This is a genomic window from Rhizobium sp. BK418 (genome assembly GCF_004341105.1).
GTDB lineage: Bacteria > Pseudomonadota > Alphaproteobacteria > Rhizobiales > Rhizobiaceae > Rhizobium.
In genome coordinates this window covers 155,332-175,644 of sequence record NZ_SLZK01000006.1, presented here as the reverse complement: position 1 = coordinate 175,644, position 20,313 = coordinate 155,332, and the positions used below count along the sequence as shown (strand labels likewise).

The window sequence follows — 20,313 nt, the reverse complement described above, 5'->3', positions numbered from 1 at the left end:
GAGCGCTCCCTGTTTTCCGGCAAGGCACTGCATGCGTCCACTTCAACCTATTGGCTCGGGCAGCCGGCTGCTCTTCGGCCTGTTGTTCTTCGTTGTCTTCTTCGCCGCGTGGGGCTATGCAACGCTTGGCGGCTATGTGTCGAAGACCTTTCTTGCCGATCCGATCACCATGGTGCAGGACGGCTATGACCTGCTCGTCAACCAAGGTTTCCTCTTCGATATCGGCATGACGGTCTGGCGTGTCGTTGGCGGTTTCATCCTCTCGGCGCTGGTCGCCGTGCCGCTCGGCATCCTGATGGGTGCTTATAAGCCGATCGAAGCATTGCTCGAACCCTTTGTCTCCTTCGCACGCTATCTGCCGGCATCGGCCTTCGTGCCACTGCTCATTCTGTGGGCCGGCATCGGCGAGACGCAGAAACTGCTCGTCATCTTCATCGGCGCCGTTTTCCAGATCGTTCTCATGGTCGCGGTTGCCGTGTCCGGCACCCGGCGCGATCTCGTCGAGGCCGCCTATACGCTCGGAGCCGGCGATAACGGCGTCGTGCGCCGCGTACTCATTCCGGCAAACGCACCCGATATTGCCGAAATCCTGCGCCTCGTACTCGGCTGGGCCTGGACCTATGTCATCGTCGCCGAACTGATCGGGGCTTCGTCCGGCATCGGCTACATGATCATCAACAGCCAGGCGCTGCTTGCCACCGGCCAGATCATTTTCGGCATCATCGTCATCGGGCTGATCGGCCTCATTTCCGACTTTGCCTTCAAATGGCTGAACCGATGGCTCTTTGCGTGGAGGCTCGCATGAGCGAACTCGTCATCAAGGGCGTGAGCCGCACTTTTCCCGGCGTACGCGGCGGCTTACCAACGCTCGCCTTGCAGCCGACCGATCTCGCCATCGCCAAAAACGATTTTGTGACGGTGCTTGGCCCCTCCGGCTGCGGAAAATCGACGCTGCTGCGCATTATCGCCGGCCTCGACTTCCCCTCGACAGGCACGGTCACACTGGAAGGGCGCGAGGTGAAGGGACCGGGCGCCGATCGCGGTATGGTCTTCCAATCCTATACGCTTTTTCCCTGGCTGACGGTGCGCGACAACATTGCCTTCGGCCTGCGCGAAAAGGGTATGGCGGAGAAAGACAAGAACGAGATCGTCGCAAGCTACGTCGCCAAGGTCGGCTTGCGCGGCTTCGAAAATCATTGGCCCAAGCAACTGTCCGGCGGCATGCAGCAAAGAACCGCGATTGCCCGGGCGCTCGCCAACAATCCGAAGATCCTGTTGCTCGACGAACCCTTCGGCGCGCTCGACAATCAGACGCGCGGCTTGATGCAGGAATTGCTGCTCGGCATCTGGGAACGGGAGCAGAAGACCGTGATCTTCGTCACGCACGACATCGAGGAGGCCGTCTTCATGGCATCACGCGTCGTCACGATGACGGCGCGTCCCGGAAAGATCAAATCGATCACGCCGGTCAACCTTCCGCATCCGCGCCATTACACGATCAAGGCAAGCCCCGAATTTTCGGAATTGCGCCTCAAGCTGACGGAAGATATTCGCAGCGAAGCGATTGCCGCCGCCGAACACGGATAACCGTTAGCTAGTATATACAACCAGCCTACTCCTCGAAGATCTTGCCGCTGCGCGTTTCCAGCCGGTAGCGGTTTCCTGGATAGACGAGGCGCGCCATGGAGACGACCTGGCGGGCCGACCAGGTCCGGCGGCGGATCGCAAGGCAGGGCTCGTTCTGCAGGATGGTCAGGAACTTGCATTCCCAGGCCCGCGGCGTCACCGCTTCGACGATATGTTCCGAGCCGCTCAAGGGAGCGGCCGCCGTCAAATAGGCATTCGGCGTCAGTGTCGAAAAATCCTGCATCAGGTAGTCAGGTGCGGCGCCCGGATTGACGAAGCGGTCCTCGATCTGGACAGGAACACCATTCTCGCTGTGAACGATCAGCGAGTGGAAAACCGGCGCACCGATGGCAAGCTCGAGTGCATCAGCAATGTCGGGAGATGCCGCTTCCTCGGCCAGAACGATGACATCGGCCTCATGCATATGGCCGCGCTCGGCAATCTCGTCGGCGATGTTGCGCACCTCGAAAAGTGCCGAATGACCCTTGCGTTCGGCAACGAAGGATCCGACTCCTTGGATGCGCACGAGCTCGCCTTCATTCGCCAGCTCGCGCAGCGCCCGGTTGGCGGTCATCTTGGAGACACCGAGCTCCACCACCAGCTCGTTTTCAGAGGGCACGCGATAGCGTGGGGGCCATTCACCGCTGCGGATCCGGTCGAGAATAACCTGCTTGACGCCGGCATAGAGGGGCGCACTATCGTTTTCCGCCAGCTCACGTTTCATCTCGTTGGGACGCTTCATTGCCTATTCCCTTTGCAAGAATGGAATCTGCCCTTTAATCCGACTTTCCTCTTGCATATCACAAAATTTTTCATATGGTACCCTATACAACCTGCCGATCTGAAATTGAATAGCGGATCAAGGTGGGCAAGCCGGCGAAGATCGGCATTCATGCCGCAAGGTCTGTCCAATCTCAGAGGAGATCACATTAATGAAGCTCAGCACTGCTATTCTTTCCTGCGCGCTGACGGCAGCCGCCTTTGCAGGCCCGGCTGCCGCCAAGGACTGGACGAAGGCGACCATCACGCTCGAAGGCGCCTACGCTCCCTGGAACCTCACCAATGCCGACGGCACGCTCGGCGGCTTCGAACCGGAACTCGCCAAGGTTCTGTGCGAACGCGCCAAAATCGAATGCACGCTCGTCGCATCCGACTGGGACGGCATGATCCCGGCGCTGAACGCCGGCAAGTTCGACGTCATCATGGACGCGCTGTCGATCACCGATGAGCGCAAGCAGGTCATCGACTTCACAGTCCCCTATGCCGCGACACCGGCAGCCTTCGCCACCGCCAAAGACAGCCCGCTCGCTAACGCGGCCGGTACCGGCGCGACGATCAAGATGACGCCGGGCCAGACCGGCGTGAAGGAAATCGAAGCTCTGAAGGAAGCCTTCAAAGGCAAGACGATCGGCATCCAGGCGGCTACCGTCTATGCCAAGTTCGTCTATGACAATTTCGGCAGCATCGCCGAAATCCGCGAATACAAGACGGGGGCCGACCGCGACCTCGATCTGCAGAACGGCCGTATCGACCTCGGCTTCGACGACGCCGTCTACTTCGCCAACGCCTTTGCATCTGCCAACGACACGCTCGCCTTCACCGGTCCGGAGATCGTCGGCTCGATCTGGGGCGAAGGCGAGGGTCTCGGCATCCGCAAGGCCGATACGGACCTGCGCGACAAGTTCAGTGAGGCGATCAAGTCCGCACTTGCCGACGGCACGGTCAAGAACCTGTCCATGAAGTGGTTTAAGGTCGACGTCAGCCCGCAGAACTAAGCTTTCGACATAAAGCCGCGTTCCGTGGTCTCCGCTTTCCGATCGGAGACCACGTGCTATTCTGACTGCCCCTCATCACGACGAAGACAGCGCTGGGAAGGCCCATGGCGACACTCGAACTCATTGGTTTCGGTTCAACCGGATGGGGGGCGTTCCTCCTCCTCGGTGCCCTGCTGACGCTCTGCGTCACCGCCACGGCCCTGGCGATCGGGGCCGTACTCGGCGCGATCATCGCGGCCGCGAAACTCTCCGGCAATGTCATGCTCACCACGATCGGCCATGTCTACACCACGGTCTTTCGCGGCGTGCCGGAACTGCTCATCATCTACCTCATCTATTTCGGCGGCTCTTCGGCGGTAACCGCGATCGGCCAGTCGATGGGCTATGAGGGTTTCCTCGGCTTGCCGTCCTTTGCCGCTGGTGCGCTTGCCGTCGGCATCATCTCCGGTGCCTATCAGGCCGAAGTCTATCGTGGCGCCTATCTTGCCATTTCCAAAGGCGAGCTTGAGGCCGCGTCGGCAATTGGCATGCATCGCGGCCTCAGATTCCGCCGCATTATCATTCCGCAGGTGCTGCGCCTTGCCATTCCCGGTCTCGGCAACGTCTGGCAGTTGAGCCTGAAAGATTCGGCGCTGATTTCGGTTACCGGACTTGCCGAGCTGATGCGCTCGAGCCAGGTCGCCGCCGGTTCGACCCGGCAATATTTCCTCTTCTTCATCGTCGGCGGCGCGCTCTATCTGATCCTGACCAGCCTGTCGGATCGCGTCTTCAACGGCGCCGAGCGCAAGGCCAATCGCAGCATGCCGGCCTCGGCCATGGGTCAGGCATAGGGAGGGATCACATGGATATCGCCTTCCTCGCCAGCACCATGGTCACGCTTTTAAAAGCCGTGCCGACAACGCTGATCCTGTTCTTCCTGTCGATCTTCTTCGGTGGGCTGCTGGCGCTCGTCATCGTCACAATGCGTGTCAGCGGCAATCCCATCCTCTCCGGTTTCGCCAAGGGCTACATCTTCGTCTTTCGCGGCTCTCCGCTTCTGATCCAGATGTTCCTGGTCTTCTATGGCCTCGGTCAGTTCGGCTTCATCCGCTATTCCTTTCTCTGGCCTTTCCTGCGCGAGCCGATGGTCTGCGCCATTCTTTCACTGGCCCTCTGCACCGCCGGTTACTCGGCGGAAATCTTCCGTGGCGGCATCCGCGCCGTCTCTCCGAAGGAGATCGAAGCAGCCCGCGCGATCGGCATGTCGGGCTTCCTGATGGTGCGCCGCATCCTGGCGCCGATCGCCTTCCGGCATGCGCTGCCCGCCTACTCGACCGAGATCGTGCTGATGATGAAATCGACCGCGCTTGCGAGCCTCGTAACGGTCTGGGAAGTGACCGGCGTCGCGCAGCGGCTGATCTCACAGACCTACCGCACGATGGAAGTCTTCCTCTGCGCCGCCATCATCTACCTCGTTTTGAATTTCATCATCCTGCAGGCCATGTCCCTCCTGGAATATTGGCTGTCCCGACATCGCCGCGCCATTCCGCCGGCGCTGAAGGCTTGAACTCGACTGAACGTGATTGGAGCTTCCATGCCCGGCGTAACCCGACTTTCGGTCCGCAATATCAGAAAGAGCTTCGGCACCCATGAGGTGCTGCGCGGCATATCGCTTGATGCCGAGGATGGCGACGTGATCTCGCTGCTCGGCGCCTCGGGCTCGGGCAAGTCAACCTTCCTGCGCTGTATCAACCTGCTGGAGATCGCAAGCGATGGCGAGATCTGGGTCGATGGCGAACACATACAGATGATCCACAAGAACGGCAAGACGAAGCCGGCGAGCCAGAAGCAGGTCGATCACATCCGCTCCGAACTCGGCATGGTCTTTCAGTCCTTCAATCTCTGGTCCCATATGACGATCCTGCAGAATGTCATCGAAGGACCGGTCCATGTGCTGAAGCGGCCACGGGCCGAGTGCATTGCCGAAGCGGAAGCGCTGCTGGAAAAGGTCGGCATCGCCGACAAGCGTCACGCCTATCCAGCGCATCTTTCCGGCGGCCAGCAGCAGCGTGCAGCGATTGCCCGCTCGCTCGCCATGAAACCGAAGGTCATGCTCTTCGACGAGCCAACCTCGGCGCTCGATCCGGAACTGGTCGGCGAAGTGCTGCGCGTCATGCGCGCGCTCGCAGAAGAGGGCATGACCATGCTGGTCGTCACCCATGAAATGAGCTTTGCCCGCAATGTCTCCAACCGCGTCGTCTTCATGCGGGAAGGGCTGGTCGAAAGCAGCGGCACGCCGGACGAAATGTTCGGCGGCGGTGCATCCCCGGCCTTCCGGCAGTTCATCGGCCATTTCGGAAGCGGCCAATGACCATCACCATCGATCGGGTTGCCGGCTGGCGCGATATTGCTGATGTGGCCGCGGGCGAAACGCTTGACCTGTCGCAGGCGGCCTGGGACCGCATTATCAAGGCAAGCCGCATCGTCGAGCGGATCGTCGAGACCGGTGTCAGGGCCTATGGCATCAATACGGGCGTCGGCGCGCTCTCGGATACGGTGGTCGACAGAGCCTCCCAAAGCAGACTGTCCCGCAACATCATCCTCAGTCATGCCGTTGGCGTCGGTGAATTGCTGGCGCCGCGCGAGGTGCGTGCGATCATCGCCGCACAAATCGCCAATTTTGCCCATGGCCATTCCGGCGTGCGCCCCGAAATCGTCCGCTATCTCGCCGCCTTTCTCGAAAAGAACTGCATTCCCGACGTCCCCTCCAAGGGTTCGGCAGGTTACCTCACCCACAATGCCCACAATGCGTTGGTGCTGATCGGCGAAGGCAGCGCCAGCGTCAACGGCAGCCGCATGAGCGGCCGCGATGCACTTGCCGCGATCGGCCTCGAACCGTTAGTGCTTGGCGCCAAGGAGGGTCTCAGTCTCGTCAACGGCACAGCCTGTGCGACTGGGCTTGCAAGTGTGGCGCTTGCCCGCGCTGAGCGGTTGCTCGACTGGGCCGATGCGATCGCAAGCCTCACGCTTGAGGCGGCCGGCTGCCAGATGGCGGCCTTCGACGCTGCGGTTCTGGCATTGCGGCCCTCCGAGGGCATCGCCCGTGTCGGTGCGTCACTGCGCGCCCGACTTGCCGGCAGCGGATTGATCGCAGCCGCGCTCGGCAAACGGACACAGGATGCGCTGAGCCTGCGCTCGATACCGCATGCGCATGGTGCTGCGCGCGATGTCTTTGATGTCTCGGCTCTGATCGTCGATCAGGAACTTGCCTCCGTCACCGACAATCCCGCCGTGTCTGGCACGCCGGAAGAGCCGATCGTCTCCTCCGAAGCCCATGCGGTCGCGCCTGCCCTTGCGCAGGCTGCCGACAGTCTTGCGACGGCGCTTGCGCAGATCTCTGCGATGAGCGAACGGCGAACGGACCGTCTCGTCAATCCGCTCGTCAGCGGCCTGCCGCCGTTCCTGGCAAGTGACGCGGGCAGCAACTCCGGCTTCATGATCGCACAATATACAGCCGCAGCCCTTGCCAATGAAAACCGGCGGCTTGCAGCACCCGCTTCGACCGATGGCGGCATAACATCCGGTCTGCAGGAGGATTTCCTGGCGCATCCGACTGCGGCTGCCAACAAGCTGCTCGCGCTGATCGACAATGCCGAGTATATCATGGCGATCGAACTGATGGCGGCGGCACAGGCCCATGAGTTCCTGGTTGGTACCGCCCAGAGGGCGGCCGGGACGGACATGATCTATCGGGCGGTGCGCGCCGTCGTATCTCCCTATTCCGATGACAGGCCGCTGTCGCGCGACATTGAGGCTCTCCGCGGATTGCTCCGCAAGAGTGCGGCGCCGGCAATTCCCTGAGGAGATTTCCATGACTGCTCGATTCGACGTCGCCGTTATCGGCCTCGGCGCCATGGGAAGCGCCGCGCTCGCCTTTCTCGCCGCCCGCGGTGTCAAGGCGATCGGTTTCGACGCTTATTTTCCGGCCCATGCGCTGAGTTCCTCGCACGGCGACAGCCGCCTCATCCGGCTCGGCTATTTCGAGGATCCGTCCTATGTGCCGCTGCTCAAGCGCGCCTATCAGAACTGGCGATCGCTGGAGGCGCGATTGCGCACTGACATCCTGACGATAACAGGCGTGCTGCAGATCGGCGCGCCCGACGGCAAGGTCGTCTCCGGCACGCGCTCCTCCTGCGAGCTGCACGGACTGGCCCATGAGGTGCTCGACAAGGCGGAGATGGCGCGCCGCTTTCCGGCTTTCCAGCTCGATGAGCACGAGATCGGCCTGCTTGACCCGCAGGGCGGCTATCTCCGTCCGGAAGCGGCTGTCATGGGCTATCTGAGATTGGCTGTCGAGGATGGCGCAGCCCTGCATTTCGGCGAGAAGGTGACGGCGATCGAGCCCGATGATGCCGGAGTGACGATTACGTCCGAAACCGGACGATATCGCGCGGGAAAAATCGTGGTGGCGACCGGATCCTGGATTGCCGAACTCGTGCCGCAGCTCAAAAAGGCCGCGGTGCCGATCCGCCAGGTGGTTGCCTGGTATCAGCCGCAGGATGGCTTTGCGACGCAGCCGCAGCGAATGCCATGTTTCCTGCGGGACGAGGGTGCGGGGGGCTCCTATTTCGGCTTCCCGGCCATCGGCGTCGATGGCGTTAAGATCGGCAAGCACGCACATTTCCGCGAACCGATCGATCCCAACAAACCGAACCCACCCGTCAATGATGCCGATAACGCCCTGCTCGACGGCTTCGTCAAGAAACGCGTTCCGGGTGCTGCAGGTCTTCGCACGAAGGCGACGACCTGTCGTTATACGATGCTGCCGAGCGAGGATTTCCTTCTCGACCATATGCCGGGCGAAAAGAACGTCGTCGTTGCCTCCCCCTGCTCAGGCCACGGTTTCAAATTTACCAGCGTCGTCGGTGAAATCCTGGCGGACCTCGCACTTCATGGGCAGACCCGACTGCCCATCGACGCCTTTTCCTTTGCCAAGATCTGAATTAACCCTCTTGCCGAACCAGGGGCTCCGACGAGGTCACGCGTAGGCTGTCATCATAAGTCAGTTCGGAATGGCATGGATTTGCGTCTGATGGGCGGTTGCCGCCGTCTACGACTGGATCGTCGATATTTTCAGGACCAATCCATCGTTTGGGACGGGATTGACCTTCCCCTCCGGCCGACACGAGCAGGAAGAGAGCCTGCGCAAGATGCTGGAAACTATCGCTCCTGCGCCTTCTTCACAATCTCGCTGAGCTCTTCCGAGATCGAAAGGCAAGCATTGGCGACATCCTCGAGGAAGCCGGCAAGCTCGATCGGCTGAACTGTCGGATCATTAACGAGACGCCGTACCAGTTCGGTGTGCAGCTTCGTGCGGGTCAGAATTTCCTCCTGCAGCGCCGCCGTTGCGGACTTGTCGCCCGCCCTGTCAAAACCTGCCATGATCATACTGTCTCAAACGAACTCGGTGCGTCCCGCTGACCTTCAACGCGCAACAGCAACGCACTGCAGCTCTCCATCGTAATCGGGTCAGACGAGGCGGGAATCGTGCCGACAATGGTCAGATAAGGCTCCGGATGGCCGGCAATCTCCACCGGGGAACTGTCGACGATCTCCAGATCGAAGAGAATGGTCCACAGCCGCGCAAGGCGTTGCTCGGCCTGGATCAGAACCTTCCTATAACCCTTGCGCCCCACATGATCGAAAGTCATCTGAATGCAACGCTTAACCGTAAAAGGGTGTCGGTACTTTTCTCGGAAACAGGTTCGTTCATACTTTGCAAAATCGGCGAACCAGCGAATGCGAAGGGAACCGATGGGCTCTTCGGCATCATAAAACACGAAATGCGTGGCTTGATGATCATTGCCATCGAAGATGAAGGAGGGCGAGATACCGTGCTCATGGACAAAGCAGATACTTCTGAGGATCATCGCATCGCGAACGTGGTCCGGAGTCGTTGCGACTTGGCATCGGAGATTGGGATATTTGTTCACCATCGGTCGGCCTCTTTGTCTTTATAACCCATTTCAACCCCAGATCGCCTTCAACGCGAAGGACGAAGATTTCAGGGGGGATTTCAAAAATGACAGACCCTGTTGATCCGATGACGACCTTCGTGGCTCTCTGCGCAGAAGGGGCGCGCCGGTTCGGTGACGACCCGCGGGCTATTGCGAATTTCGTGGAAAACGAGATTGCCCGCCTGTCTCAGACGGAGCGGCGACAACTCAAAGAGCAACTGACGCTTTTGACCGATGGGGGCGGGTCTCAAAAGCCGACCATGTAAAGACAGCTCGCAAAATTTTGCGGTCTACACAAAAATCCTCAAGGAGAGGCATGAAAGATCAGGAACTGAATTTGGCAATCGGCCAGAGACTGCGCTCCGTGCGCACCGCGCGTGGCATCACACAGAACGAACTGGCTGCACATATCGGCGTTGCGTTTCAGCAGATTCAGAAATACGAGAATGGCACAAACCGCCTGTCGATCGCGGTCATGCTCCGTCTATGCGATTTCATGAAGGTGAATGCCGGCTGGTTCGTCAGCGGCATCGAAACCGAGGCGGGGGCTGGTGTCGAGGATGAGGCGGCCTATCTTGCGCAGGAAATCGGTCGGATCTCCGATGAGACGATCCGGCGCAGTCTGACGATGCTGATCCATTCTCTGACCGCCGCGGATGTCGCGAACTGACCCCGTGTCGCGCAGCGACGGAAATCGGGCGCCCCCTGACCTTATGAGGCGGCGTCTGCATTGAGCGGCCTCGCAGGGAAACTGCGGGGCCGAACCGGTTTTCAGCCTCAAGCTGCCTTCGGATAACGCGCGGCGTACCAGGTTTTAAATAGGCGATACTGGTTTTCCAGATGACGGCGCTGCGAGTCGCTGAGCTTGTCGGTCTCATTGAAATGCAGCGTGTATTCCCTCTCGCCGTTCAGCACCATCAGATACTTGTAGTGCAGAACGAGGTCCGGACCTTCGTCATAGGTCGACAGAACCATCAGCGCCTCTTCGAGCTCGCGGGCGGCGCTGCGGGCAGCGGCATCGCCCTTGGCGGCCTTTTCGCAGAGCGAGACGAGATGCAGGACTTCCTTTGGCAGCGCATTGCCGATGCCGGTGATGGCGCCGCCGGCGCCGCAATTGACGAAGCCGTGATAGACGCCGGTGTCGACGCCGACCATCAGCGTCAGCGCGTCATCGCCGGAAGTAATGTTTTCAGCCGCATAGGTCATGTCGCTCTTGCCGCCGAATTCCTTGAAGCCGACGAGGTTCGGGAAGCGCGAACGCAGATCGAAGAACAGATCGGCGCGCGTCGCAAAGCCGTAGTAGGGGCTGTTGTAGATGACTGCCGGCAAGCCTTTCGCAGCCTCCAGGATTGCCGAAAAATGGTCACGCTGGGCCGAAACGGACGAGCCGCGCGACAGCACGCGCGGGATGACCATCAGTCCCTTTGCGCCGACGGCGGCCGCATGCGCGGCATGGGCCACGGCCGACTTGGTATTAACCGCACCGGTGCCGACGATGACGGGAACACCCGCCTCGACGAGGCGCTTGACGCCTTCCTGACGCTGTTCGTCCGTCAACAGCGGCCAGTCGCCCATCGAGCCGCAATAGACGACGGCGGACATGCCGGCGTCGATGAGTTCCTTGCCCTTGCGGGCAAGTGCGTCGAAATCAGGGGTACGGTCATCCTTGCAGGGCGTCATGAGCGCCGGGATGCAGCCTTGGAATACGGAACCAGTCATCGCCAATCTCTCGTTATCTGGAAACTCCCCGGAACGGCGGGGTTGAAAAGGCATCTAGCATTCTGCCGACTTTTTGTCGACAAGAAAAATACAAAGTATAATTTTACGTCAGCGCTCATAGAAGCGCGTTCCTAACGCGGTCGCGGGAATCTCGCAGCGACTACAGTGCGAGCCCGGCATTCTGGCGGGAATCGGCGGTGATGTAGGAGCGGATCTGCCGGACGATCTGGTCTGCATGCGCCGATGCCAAGCTGTCGGCAAGGCTCACGTCGCGATTGATGATCGCCTGGATCATTTCCTCATGCTCGCCGACATATTGGCGCGGCAGGACATCGTTGAAGGAGGAATAATAGAGCCTGAGGATGCGGCGTCCCTCGTCCAATAGCCGGGTGAAGAGTTCGACATAATATCGGTTCCGGCCGGCCTGAGCGACGGCGATGTGAAAGTCGCGATTGGTCGCGATCATGCCGAGCACGTCACGATTGGCAACGGCAACCTCGAAGGCCTTCTGCTGAACGCGGATGGCGACAATGTCGCCTTCGGCATGATTGCTGGCGGCAAGCCGTGTCGTCACACGGTACATCAGCGTCAGCGCATCGAAAAACTCCGGCAGGCCAAGGAAATCGATATTCGAGACGATCGTCGCGCGATTGGTGAGCGTCGTGATCAGCCCCTCGGCGGCAAGCCGCACGAGCGCCTCGCGGATCGGTGTTCGCGACAGGGCAAAACGATCGGACAGATGCTGCTCGTCGATCGGGCTGCCCGGCGGCAGTTTCAATTCGATGATCTCGTTTCGAAGCGTCTCATAGACCGTCGATACTCCGGAGCCGCGCCGGTGCAGTTGCTGTCTTTCGGTCTCCTCCACGCGTCCATCGTCCTTTCAAGCAGCTGAGTTCAGTGCGACTCTACTAGCGAATCCACGCAGGTACTTCAATTTGAATATACTTTCTGTCGGCAGATGGAATTTTAAATGTTCCTCTCCACGTAAACGCAATCCACTCTGGCGCACTTCTTAACCATCGGATGTTTGGCATGGAGATCCGATATGGCGAGGATGACTATATCGATGCCTGATCCAGGGGGATCAGCAGCAAAATGACAAGATCGCGCCATGCACGATTTGTCGACGAGGACTTGGATCTGATCGTCTACACCATTGAAGACAGCGCCGGTATTGTCGTTGTTCGTCTTCGCCACAGTCATAAGATTGGGCTGGCGAAGCCTTTGAGGCTCGCCCGGATCGACCCTTGTGCAGACCCCTGCACAGAATCCAAACCCCAGAACCCGCAGACCCCAATCAGCTCTTGCCCACCTCGACGGTTGCGGTCAGACCTGCGATCAAGCGGACATCATCGGGGACCCTGTCGATGCTGATGCGCACCGGCACGCGCTGGGCCAGGCGCACCCAACTGAAAGTGGGATTGATGTTGGCGAGAAGGCCGGTGCCTGCAGTGCGTTCGCGATCCTCGATGCCGGTTGCGATGCTTTCGACATGGCCCTGAAGGCTTTGCGACTGGCCCATCAGATGGATGGAAACCCTGTCGCCAGGATGGATGCGCGGCAGCTTGGTTTCCTCGAAATAACCTTCAACACGCAGCGAATCGGTGTCGATCAACGCGATCTTGGCGGTCCCGGCGCTGACGTAATCTCCCGGGCGCAGGCTGAGGTTGGAAACCGTTCCGTTGACCGTCGCCTTGACTTCCGAGCGCTGCAGATTGAGCGCAGCGAGATCGCGGTTGGCGGTTGCCTGGCGGAAGGCGGCCTCGGCCTGTTCCTCGGCTGTCTGGGCCTGTTCCTTCTGTTGCAGGGACGCGGCTTCGCCGAGCCGCTCCTGCCGCTCGCGTTCGCGATGTGCCTGGTCGAGGGCGGCCTTGCTGCCCTCGAGGGCTGCTTCCGATTGGGCAAGCGCGATCGAGAAACGCTCGCGGTCGACGCGGAAAAGGACGTCGCCTTTCTTGACCGCCTGGTTGTCGGTGACGAGCACCTCGCTCACAAGACCGGAAACGTCAGGCGCCATGCCGACGACATCGGCGCGCAGGCGCGCATCGCGCGTCCAGGGTTCTTCCATGTAATGGCCCCAAAGCCCGCGGCCGGCGAAGACCGCAGCGATGACGACGGCAAGGGTGACGATGAGGCGGCCAATGAATTTCAGGGAGTTCATACGAAGTACCAGCGTGTGAAAGAGGAGACGGCTCCGAGGACGAGCACGTAAAGGGCAAGGTCGAAGAGACCTCGGTGCCAGACGAGGGAATAGGCGCCGAGCCAGGCGAGGATCCGCCTGACGACGATGATCAGCAGGAAGCTCAGCACCATGAGAACAAGGAGGCGTGGGACATAGACGCCGTAAACATCAAATTCTGCGGGCATGACAATTACTCAGCGGCAAGCGGGAGGAGTTGCGGCGCAGCCTCGGCCGCCTGCCAGCTTGCCGGCGGGGCTGCGTCAGGAAAGAGTGCACGTCGCAGGCCGACGAGAGCGTCGATACAGTCGGCGCCACGCCTGTCGTCTTCGAGTGCGATGGTCTTCAGACTGTCGTCAATCGATTGGCGCAGGTCATCCGGTGGCTCGAGCGGCTGGCCCGCATCGATTCGGCCATGATAAAAATCGGCAATGCCAGACAGGACGGCGCCGAGCGATGCGGCACTGGCGCCGCGCAACTTCCTGCGCTCGCCCTGCAGCATCAGTACGTTGAAGCCAATCCGGACCTCGGCGAAGCCATCCACTTTCTTCAATTCGCGATCTTCAACGACCGCAAGGCGCGGAACGAGCTGGCCCAGGCGATCGAGAATGCGGCCGGAGAGCCGCTCATGATCGGCATGGCGCTCGCCGGCTGCCGTCTCGGCAAGATCGGTCCAGCCCGCACGCACCAGCCGCCAGGCGGCGAGCTCAGCGCCGAAGGGGCGCGCAACCAGCGTCCAGACCAGGGCGAAGCCGATGCCCGCGAGCGCGGCGATCGCCTCATTGGCGAAGGTGGTGAAATCGGACGTATAGCGGTCCTGCAGCGCGATGAAGGAAGCGCTGTTTACGGTCAGGAGCATCGCCAGCATGTTAAACTTCGGCTTGGGGATCATCAGCCCCAAGAGCAGGAAGGGCGGCGCGAAGACCAGAACCAGCAATTCGTAGCTGTTGACCATCGGCAGGATGCCAAAAATGTAGACGAACGAGATGACGAGACTGACGCCGCACCAGATGAACATCGAGGTGATGAACGGGGCCGGCCGGTCGAGTGCTGCGAAGAAGGAACAGGCGACGGCTGCCATGGTGACGAAGCCCGCGCCATTCTGCCAGCCACTATAGATCCAGAAGGCACAGGCAACGAGAATGCCGGCAACGACGGCGCCGGCCTGGAAGGCAAGCAGCGCATAGTCGAAATGGCCGTTGCGACCGACGATCTGGCGATGACGAAAGACCGGCTGCCACGGGCCGGAATGTCCGCCGCTGATGATTTCGTCGCGCAGAGTCAGGCAATCTTGCCAGAGATCGACGATCTCCTTCAGGCGCGCCAGCGCACTCGCGAACAGTAATTCGCCCCAGCGGCGATCCGGGTCGGCCTGGCGGAGGTTTTGAATTCGCTGCGTCAGCTTTTCAGCGGTGTCGTCGGCCTGAGATTTTGCACCGAGGCTCAACCAGTCGGCGACCTCGTTCAGCAGGCAGACCAGATCTTCTGGCAGTGTCCCACGCTCGGCCTTCAGCGCGTGAAGCCGGTCGGCGAGCGAGGAGAAAAGCGGCAGCAGCATCAGGAGACGACCGCGCAACTCGCGCGAATGGCGCACGATATCGCGGCTGCCTGCATCGTAGCCGAGCTGGCTGATGATGAGGTCGAGGCCGGTCACGTCGGCAGCAAGCTTCTGTCGCTTCAAGGGCGTTGCCGGAATAGCACCCTCGCCGCGCAAAATATCGTTTGCCCAGCTACCGGCATCGTCAAGCCAGGTGGCGATACGCTGGCCGAGCACGCTGCGCACGCTGGTCGGGAAGACGACGGCGCTGACGAGACTGGCACAGACAATGCCGATGATGATCTCTTCCGAGCGGGCAAGGGCTGTGTCGAAGATGGTATCCGGCGAGCCGACTGACGGCAGGGCGATCAGTGGCAGCGAATAGCCTGCCAGCATGAAGACATAACTGCGCGACGAGCGGTCCAGCATCGAGATGAAAAGCAGCGTGCCCGTCCAGAGCGCGATGACGATGCTCAAAAGCTCCGGCGCGTTGACGAAGAGCGGCACGAAGAAGACGGCAGCACCGGCGCCGAGCAGCGTGCCGAGCGCGCGATAGAGGCCCTTCGAACTTGTTGCTCCAGCCAGCGGATTGGCAACGACGTAAACCGCCGCCATCGCCCAGTAGGGCCGCGGCAGGTCGAGGGACAGGGCAATGAAAAGGGCCAGCATGGAGGCAAGGAAGGCCTTGGCCGAGAAGAGCCAGTCCCGCCAGGAGGGAAGAGTCACGATGTTTCCTCGAGCTGCTGTGTTGCCGCCACGACTTGCGACGGGCTGATCTCTTCGAAGGCCTTGAGAACGCGGATCGCCGCTTCGAGATCGGCTTCGCTGACATCGGCGAGTATCCTGCCGCGCAGTTCATCGAGAACGGCTTCCATCCGAATGGCGAGGCTCTCGCCCTCCTCCGTCAACCAGAGACCCTTTGCCCGTCTGTCGATCGGATCATCCTTGCGGATGACGAGGCCAAGCGCTTCCAGCTGATCGAGCAGCCTGACCAGCGACGGCCCTTCAATGCCGACGTGATTGGCAAGTACGATCTGCCGCACACCACCGCCCAGCCGGCCGATCCAGAGCAGCGGTGCCGCACAGGCTTCCGAAATGCCGTGGGAACTGAGGGCAATATCGACAGCCCGGCGCCACTGGCGACCGGTCGACAGAAGGTTTGCGGTAAAGACGCGATGAAGGACAGGAGATGATTGCATGGCGATTTTAATAGCATCAAAATAGTTAGGATTCAAATGATTATTTAGCGCGCGTCAAATTTACGCTGGTGGATGCCTGGCGCGCGATGCAATCACGACGGATGTGGGGTGCGTCATCCCCGCATCGAGATGGACTGCAGCGGGGCGACACTGGCCCGCAGGCGGGGCGCTGCAAAATCGAGAAAGTGACGCATCTTGAGCGGCATCTGACCGCGGGCGAGGTGGACCAGATGAATGGGTGCGGGCTCGGGTTCGAATTCCTCGAGCACGAGCTCGAGTGCGCCGGCGGCGACGGACTGTGCGACCTGGTAATGAAGCAATCGGGTGACACCGACACCGCGGATTGCCGCCTCTCCTGCTGCTTCGGTCGTGGTGACTGAAAGACGCGGGCTGATCGCCACCTCGACCGGTTTCGCCACGCCTGCCCTGCGAAACTGCCAGCCGCTGGATGAGGTCAGAAGTTCGACGCCAATACAGGGTAGATTGAGGAGATCGGCCGGTTCCTTCGGCACGCCTCGGCTGGCAAAGAGAGCGGGACTGCCGCAGACCACACGGCGCACCGAACCGATGCGCGTGGCAACCATGGCGCTGTCAGGCAGATTGCCGATGCGCACCGCCATATCGACATGTTCGTCGACGAGATCGATGTTCCTGTCCGTCAGCATCAGCCGCACGTTGATCGCTGGAAAGGCGGCAAGAAAGTCTGCCACGACAGGCAGCACGTGAAGGCGGCCGAACTGCATCGGCGCTGTTATCACCAGTTCCCCCTTCGGCATCGCGAATTCGCCCGATGCCTGGCGCTCGGCCTCTTCCACCTGCTCGAGGATACGCCTTGCCGCCTCCACATAGGTGGCGCCCGCATCGGTCAGGGCGATCTTCCGGGTGGTGCGGGTCAAGAGCTTCGTTCCGAGCAGTGTCTCCAGCTCGGTGATCTTGCGGCTCAGCGTCGGCAGGGGAATTTTCAGAGACCGGCCGGCCGCAGAGAGGTTTCCCTTGTCCACCACCTCCAGCAGCATAGACATGGCTTCGAGCCGATCCATTCATTCTTCCAATTTCTGGTAAAATCACTTTCGATTGGAGCATATTCTCTTTGCAGGCGAAAATCGACATGTTGAGTTCGCAAAGCCAATCACAGCGGCCGTTTTCCGACGTAGCGGAGCAACCAGGCCGGCGCCTGATTACATCTTGATGGAAGAGCGCGGCCTCGCGCCGCTCCCCTCCAAACCTTGGAGAAATGGATCATGTCCTACGGGTTTCTTGACATTGCCTCGACGCCGAGCGTGCGCGCCGTGCAGGCAGAAATGGGCGTTCAGGACTTCTGGACCGGCCTGCCGACGGACCGCAGTTTCGATCGCTTCACTGAAAATGAGCGCGCCTTCATCGCGTCCCGCGACAGTTTCTACATGGCCACCGTTTCCGAGACCGGCTGGCCTTATGTTCAGCACCGGGGCGGCCCGCAGGGCTTTCTCAAGGTGATAGACGACCGCACGCTCGCCTTTGCTGACTATCGCGGCAACCGCCAGTACATCAGTACCGGCAATCTTGCCGCCAATGATAAGGTCTGCCTATTCCTGATGGATTATGCTCGCCGGGCACGGCTGAAGATCTATGCGCATGCCGAAAAGCTGACGCTCGACGCCGATCCCGCGCTCACGCAGATGCTCGCGACATCTTCCTATCGGGCAAAACCTGAACGCATCTTCCGTCTGCGCCTCGAAGCCTTCGACTGGAACTGCCCGCAGCATATCACGCCGCGTTATAGCGAAGCAGAAATCGCCGTTGGCCTCCAGCCGCTTCACCAGCGCCTGGCGGAGCTGGAAGCGGAGAACGCCACCCTGCGGGCACAACTCGCGCGCGGTGGAGGTGCCGGCTAAACTCCTATCTATCAGCATTATCGCCGCAGGATCGACGCCCGTTGCCAAGCGCCTGAGCGACCGACCCGCCGACCGCCTGGCGTCACCCGGCATCTGGGCCTCTCCGATAGCACTTCCAATTATCAGCGACCGGAGCAACATAGCTTCCGCGAATTCCTGTTCCGACGCGTCCAAATTGCGATTTCCCGTTCTTTTCCATCGCATTAGCAGCGCTCTTAGGTGAGTGCTAATTTTTTGTTTCGTCCCTCTTGAAATCAAAAAATCGCAAAACCAGATCATTTCGCGCAAGACGCTCGACCGAGGTCTTTGCACCCGCCCGGACTGGTCATCCGGTCCGGCTAGGGGAACAACATCATCATTGTTTGTCCATCGGAGGAAAACATGTCGTTCCGACCACTTCATGATCGCATTCTCGTCCGCCGCGTCGATTCGGAAGAAAAGACCAAGGGCGGCATCATCATTCCCGATACCGCAAAGGAAAAACCGCAGGAGGGCGAAGTTATCGCCGTCGGCCCCGGCGCGCGCAACGATGCCGGACAGATCCAGGCGCTCGACGTCAAAGTTGGCGATCGCATTCTGTTCGGCAAATGGTCCGGCACCGAAATCAAGCTGAATGGCGAGGATCTCCTGATCATGAAGGAAAGCGATGTCATGGGCATCGTCGAGGCTCAGGCCGAGCAGAAAAAAGCCGCCTGAGGGGCCTTCCAATCATCAGTCAAATTAGCTGCCTATTGAAGGAGTGAAAAAAATGGCTGCGAAAGACGTCAAATTCCACACCGACGCCCGTGAACGCATGCTGCGAGGGGTCGATGTGCTTGCCAATGCGGTAAAGGTGACGCTCGGTCCGAAAGGCCGCAACGTCGTCATCGACAAGTCCTTCGGCGCTCCGCGCATTACCAAGGACGGTGTTTCGGTCGCCAAGGAAATCGAACTCGAAGATAAGTTCGAAAACATGGGCGCCCAGATGCTGCGCGAAGTCGCCTCCAAAACCAACGATCTTGCGGGCGACGGCACAACGACCGCCACAGTGCTCGCCCAAGCAATCGTCAAGGAGGGCGCCAAGGCCGTCGCCTCCGGCATGAACCCGATGGACCTGAAGCGCGGTATCGATCTTGCCGTCGATGCGGTGGTCAAGGAACTGAAGACCAACGCCCGTAAAATCACGAGCAATTCCGAGATCGCCCAAGTCGGTACGATCTCCGCTAATGGCGATGCCGAGATCGGCCGTTTTCTCGCTGAAGCCATGGAAAAGGTCGGCAACGAGGGCGTCATCACTGTCGAAGAAGCCAAGACCGCCGAAACCGAACTCGAAGTCGTCGAAGGCATGCAGTTCGACCGCGGCTACCTGAGCCCCTACTTCGTCACCAACCAGGACAAGATGCGCGTCGAATTCGAGGATCCCTACATCCTCATTCACGAGAAGAAGCTCTCGAACCTGCAGTCCATGCTCCCGATCCTTGAGGCCGTCGTCCAATCGGGCAAGCCGCTCCTGATCATCGCTGAAGACGTCGAAGGCGAAGCTCTTGCGACCCTCGTCGTCAACAAGCTGCGTGGCGGCCTCAAGATTGCTGCCGTCAAGGCTCCAGGCTTCGGCGACCGCCGCAAGGCAATGCTCGAAGACATCGCCATCCTGACGGGCGGCACGGTCATCTCCGAAGACCTCGGCATCAAGCTCGAAAACGTCGCGCTCAATATGCTCGGCCGCGCCAAAAAGGTGGCGATCGAGAAGGAGAACACGACCATTATCGACGGCGTCGGTTCGAAGTCGGAGATCGACGGTCGTGTTGCTCAGATCAAGGCCCAGATCGAAGAGACCACCTCCGACTATGACCGCGAAAAGCTGCAGGAACGTCTTGCCAAGCTCGCTGGCGGCGTTGCCGTCATCCGCGTCGGCGGTTCGACGGAAATCGAAGTGAAGGAAAAGAAGGATCGTGTCGACGACGCTCTGCATGCGACCCGTGCCGCCGTCGAGGAGGGCATCCTGCCCGGTGGCGGCGTTGCACTGCTGCGTGCCGTCAAGGCCCTCGACGGTCTGCCGACTGACAACGATGATCAGCGCGTGGGCATCGACATCGTCCGCCGCGCGATAGAATCGCCGGCCCGCCAGATCGCCGAAAACGCCGGCGCTGAGGGTTCGGTGGTCGTCGGCAAGCTGCGCGAGAAGAGCGACTTCTCCTACGGGTGGAACGCCCAGACCGGCGAATATGGCGATCTCTACGCGCAAGGCGTCATCGATCCGGCCAAGGTCGTGCGTACCGCGCTTCAGGATGCCGCTTCGGTTGCCGGCCTGCTGGTCACGACGGAAGCCATGATCGCCGAAAAGCCCAAGAAGGACACCGCCCCGGCAATGCCTGCCGGTGCCGGCATGGACTTCTAAAGCGATTGCGAAGGTCCGCGCCGTCTGTCGG

Annotated in this window: 23 protein-coding genes; 13 read left to right on the top strand and 10 right to left on the bottom strand. The window is 60.4% G+C overall.

What is annotated here, in order from left to right; translation table 11 throughout:
• Window positions 1–31 precede the first annotated feature (31 nt).
• Together EV281_RS22980 and EV281_RS22975 are read left to right on the top strand one after the other, a co-directional pair.
• A complete protein-coding gene (locus tag EV281_RS22980) occupies window positions 32–805 on the top strand; it encodes an ABC transporter permease (protein ID WP_132656574.1) in 774 nt (257 codons plus the stop codon).
• Window positions 802–1,587: an ABC transporter ATP-binding protein gene (locus EV281_RS22975; protein ID WP_132656573.1), complete on the top strand. Its 786-nt coding sequence runs from the start codon at window positions 802–804 to the stop codon at window positions 1,585–1,587. Before EV281_RS22980 ends, EV281_RS22975 begins: the two co-directional genes overlap by 4 nt.
• 25 nt (window positions 1,588–1,612) lie before the next feature.
• Here the strand turns inward: EV281_RS22975 and hutC are convergent, their stop codons facing one another.
• Window positions 1,613–2,368 (bottom strand): histidine utilization repressor, encoded by a 756-nt coding sequence (gene hutC / locus EV281_RS22970; protein ID WP_132656572.1) that lies wholly within the window; start codon window positions 2,366–2,368, stop codon window positions 1,613–1,615.
• A gap of 190 nt (window positions 2,369–2,558) precedes the next feature.
• On the opposite strand from hutC, the gene EV281_RS22965 reads away from it, so the two are divergent.
• From EV281_RS22965 to solA, 6 genes are all read left to right on the top strand, one after another.
• Complete coding sequence (locus EV281_RS22965) at window positions 2,559–3,401, top strand: transporter substrate-binding domain-containing protein (protein WP_132656571.1); 843 nt, start codon at window positions 2,559–2,561, stop codon at window positions 3,399–3,401.
• A gap of 104 nt (window positions 3,402–3,505) precedes the next feature.
• The gene (locus EV281_RS22960; protein ID WP_132656570.1) at window positions 3,506–4,231 is read left to right on the top strand and encodes an ABC transporter permease subunit; all 726 of its coding nucleotides are present in this window, start codon (window positions 3,506–3,508) and stop codon (window positions 4,229–4,231) included.
• A gap of 11 nt (window positions 4,232–4,242) precedes the next feature.
• On the top strand, window positions 4,243–4,947 hold the full coding sequence (locus EV281_RS22955) for an ABC transporter permease subunit (RefSeq protein ID WP_132656569.1): 705 nt from the start codon (window positions 4,243–4,245) through the stop codon (window positions 4,945–4,947).
• 27 nt (window positions 4,948–4,974) lie between these two features.
• Entirely contained in the window at window positions 4,975–5,751 is a 777-nt protein-coding gene (locus EV281_RS22950; RefSeq protein WP_132656568.1) for an ATP-binding cassette domain-containing protein, read from the top strand.
• Window positions 5,748–7,241, top strand: a complete 1,494-nt coding sequence (hutH, locus tag EV281_RS22945; RefSeq protein WP_132656567.1) for a histidine ammonia-lyase — start codon at window positions 5,748–5,750, stop codon at window positions 7,239–7,241. Before EV281_RS22950 ends, hutH begins: the two co-directional genes overlap by 4 nt.
• A gap of 10 nt (window positions 7,242–7,251) precedes the next feature.
• Window positions 7,252–8,382 (top strand): N-methyl-L-tryptophan oxidase, encoded by a 1,131-nt coding sequence (gene solA / locus EV281_RS22940; RefSeq protein ID WP_132656566.1) that lies wholly within the window; start codon window positions 7,252–7,254, stop codon window positions 8,380–8,382.
• 218 nt (window positions 8,383–8,600) lie between these two features.
• Here the strand turns inward: solA and EV281_RS22930 are convergent, their stop codons facing one another.
• Both EV281_RS22930 and EV281_RS22925 read right to left on the bottom strand, forming a co-directional pair.
• A complete protein-coding gene (locus tag EV281_RS22930) occupies window positions 8,601–8,822 on the bottom strand; it encodes a hypothetical protein (RefSeq protein ID WP_245508343.1) in 222 nt (73 codons plus the stop codon).
• Between the two features lie 2 nt (window positions 8,823–8,824).
• The gene (locus EV281_RS22925) at window positions 8,825–9,376 is read right to left on the bottom strand and encodes a hypothetical protein (protein ID WP_245508342.1); all 552 of its coding nucleotides are present in this window, start codon (window positions 9,374–9,376) and stop codon (window positions 8,825–8,827) included.
• A gap of 86 nt (window positions 9,377–9,462) precedes the next feature.
• On the opposite strand from EV281_RS22925, the gene EV281_RS22920 reads away from it, so the two are divergent.
• Window positions 9,463–9,663 carry a hypothetical protein gene (locus EV281_RS22920; RefSeq protein WP_132656564.1) on the top strand — a complete coding sequence of 67 codons (201 nt, stop codon included), beginning with the start codon at window positions 9,463–9,465 and terminating at the stop codon, window positions 9,661–9,663.
• A 50-nt stretch (window positions 9,664–9,713) separates the two neighbouring features.
• On the top strand, window positions 9,714–10,067 hold the full coding sequence (locus tag EV281_RS22915; RefSeq protein WP_132656563.1) for a helix-turn-helix transcriptional regulator: 354 nt from the start codon (window positions 9,714–9,716) through the stop codon (window positions 10,065–10,067).
• 107 nt (window positions 10,068–10,174) lie between these two features.
• On the opposite strand, the gene EV281_RS22910 is transcribed toward EV281_RS22915, so the two are convergent.
• The 7 genes from EV281_RS22910 to EV281_RS22880 all read right to left on the bottom strand — a co-directional run bounded on the left by EV281_RS22910 (window position 10,175) and on the right by EV281_RS22880 (window position 17,071).
• The gene (locus EV281_RS22910; RefSeq protein ID WP_132656562.1) at window positions 10,175–11,116 is read right to left on the bottom strand and encodes a dihydrodipicolinate synthase family protein; all 942 of its coding nucleotides are present in this window, start codon (window positions 11,114–11,116) and stop codon (window positions 10,175–10,177) included.
• A gap of 160 nt (window positions 11,117–11,276) precedes the next feature.
• The gene (locus EV281_RS22905; protein ID WP_132656561.1) at window positions 11,277–11,981 is read right to left on the bottom strand and encodes a GntR family transcriptional regulator; all 705 of its coding nucleotides are present in this window, start codon (window positions 11,979–11,981) and stop codon (window positions 11,277–11,279) included.
• A 432-nt stretch (window positions 11,982–12,413) separates the two neighbouring features.
• Entirely contained in the window at window positions 12,414–13,277 is an 864-nt protein-coding gene (locus tag EV281_RS22900; RefSeq protein ID WP_132656560.1) for an HlyD family secretion protein, read from the bottom strand.
• Window positions 13,274–13,483, bottom strand: coding sequence for a DUF1656 domain-containing protein (locus EV281_RS22895; RefSeq protein ID WP_132656559.1), 210 nt, complete (start codon window positions 13,481–13,483; stop codon window positions 13,274–13,276). Before EV281_RS22895 ends, EV281_RS22900 begins: the two co-directional genes overlap by 4 nt.
• A 5-nt stretch (window positions 13,484–13,488) precedes the next feature.
• On the bottom strand, window positions 13,489–15,558 hold the full coding sequence (locus tag EV281_RS22890; protein ID WP_132656558.1) for an FUSC family protein: 2,070 nt from the start codon (window positions 15,556–15,558) through the stop codon (window positions 13,489–13,491).
• Window positions 15,555–16,031 (bottom strand): MarR family transcriptional regulator, encoded by a 477-nt coding sequence (locus EV281_RS22885; protein WP_132656557.1) that lies wholly within the window; start codon window positions 16,029–16,031, stop codon window positions 15,555–15,557. The genes EV281_RS22890 and EV281_RS22885 overlap by 4 nt, the downstream gene beginning before the upstream one ends.
• Window positions 16,032–16,144: 113 nt before the next feature.
• Entirely contained in the window at window positions 16,145–17,071 is a 927-nt protein-coding gene (locus EV281_RS22880; RefSeq protein ID WP_132656556.1) for a LysR substrate-binding domain-containing protein, read from the bottom strand.
• 201 nt (window positions 17,072–17,272) lie between these two features.
• On the opposite strand from EV281_RS22880, the gene EV281_RS22875 reads away from it, so the two are divergent.
• From EV281_RS22875 to groL, 3 genes are all read left to right on the top strand, one after another.
• On the top strand, window positions 17,273–17,905 hold the full coding sequence (locus EV281_RS22875) for a pyridoxamine 5'-phosphate oxidase family protein (RefSeq protein WP_132656555.1): 633 nt from the start codon (window positions 17,273–17,275) through the stop codon (window positions 17,903–17,905).
• Window positions 17,906–18,286: 381 nt separating this feature from the next.
• A complete protein-coding gene (gene groES / locus EV281_RS22870) occupies window positions 18,287–18,601 on the top strand; it encodes a co-chaperone GroES (RefSeq protein ID WP_132656554.1) in 315 nt (104 codons plus the stop codon).
• A gap of 52 nt (window positions 18,602–18,653) precedes the next feature.
• The gene (groL, locus tag EV281_RS22865; protein ID WP_132656553.1) at window positions 18,654–20,282 is read left to right on the top strand and encodes a chaperonin GroEL; all 1,629 of its coding nucleotides are present in this window, start codon (window positions 18,654–18,656) and stop codon (window positions 20,280–20,282) included.
• The last annotated feature ends 31 nt before the right edge of the window (window positions 20,283–20,313 follow it).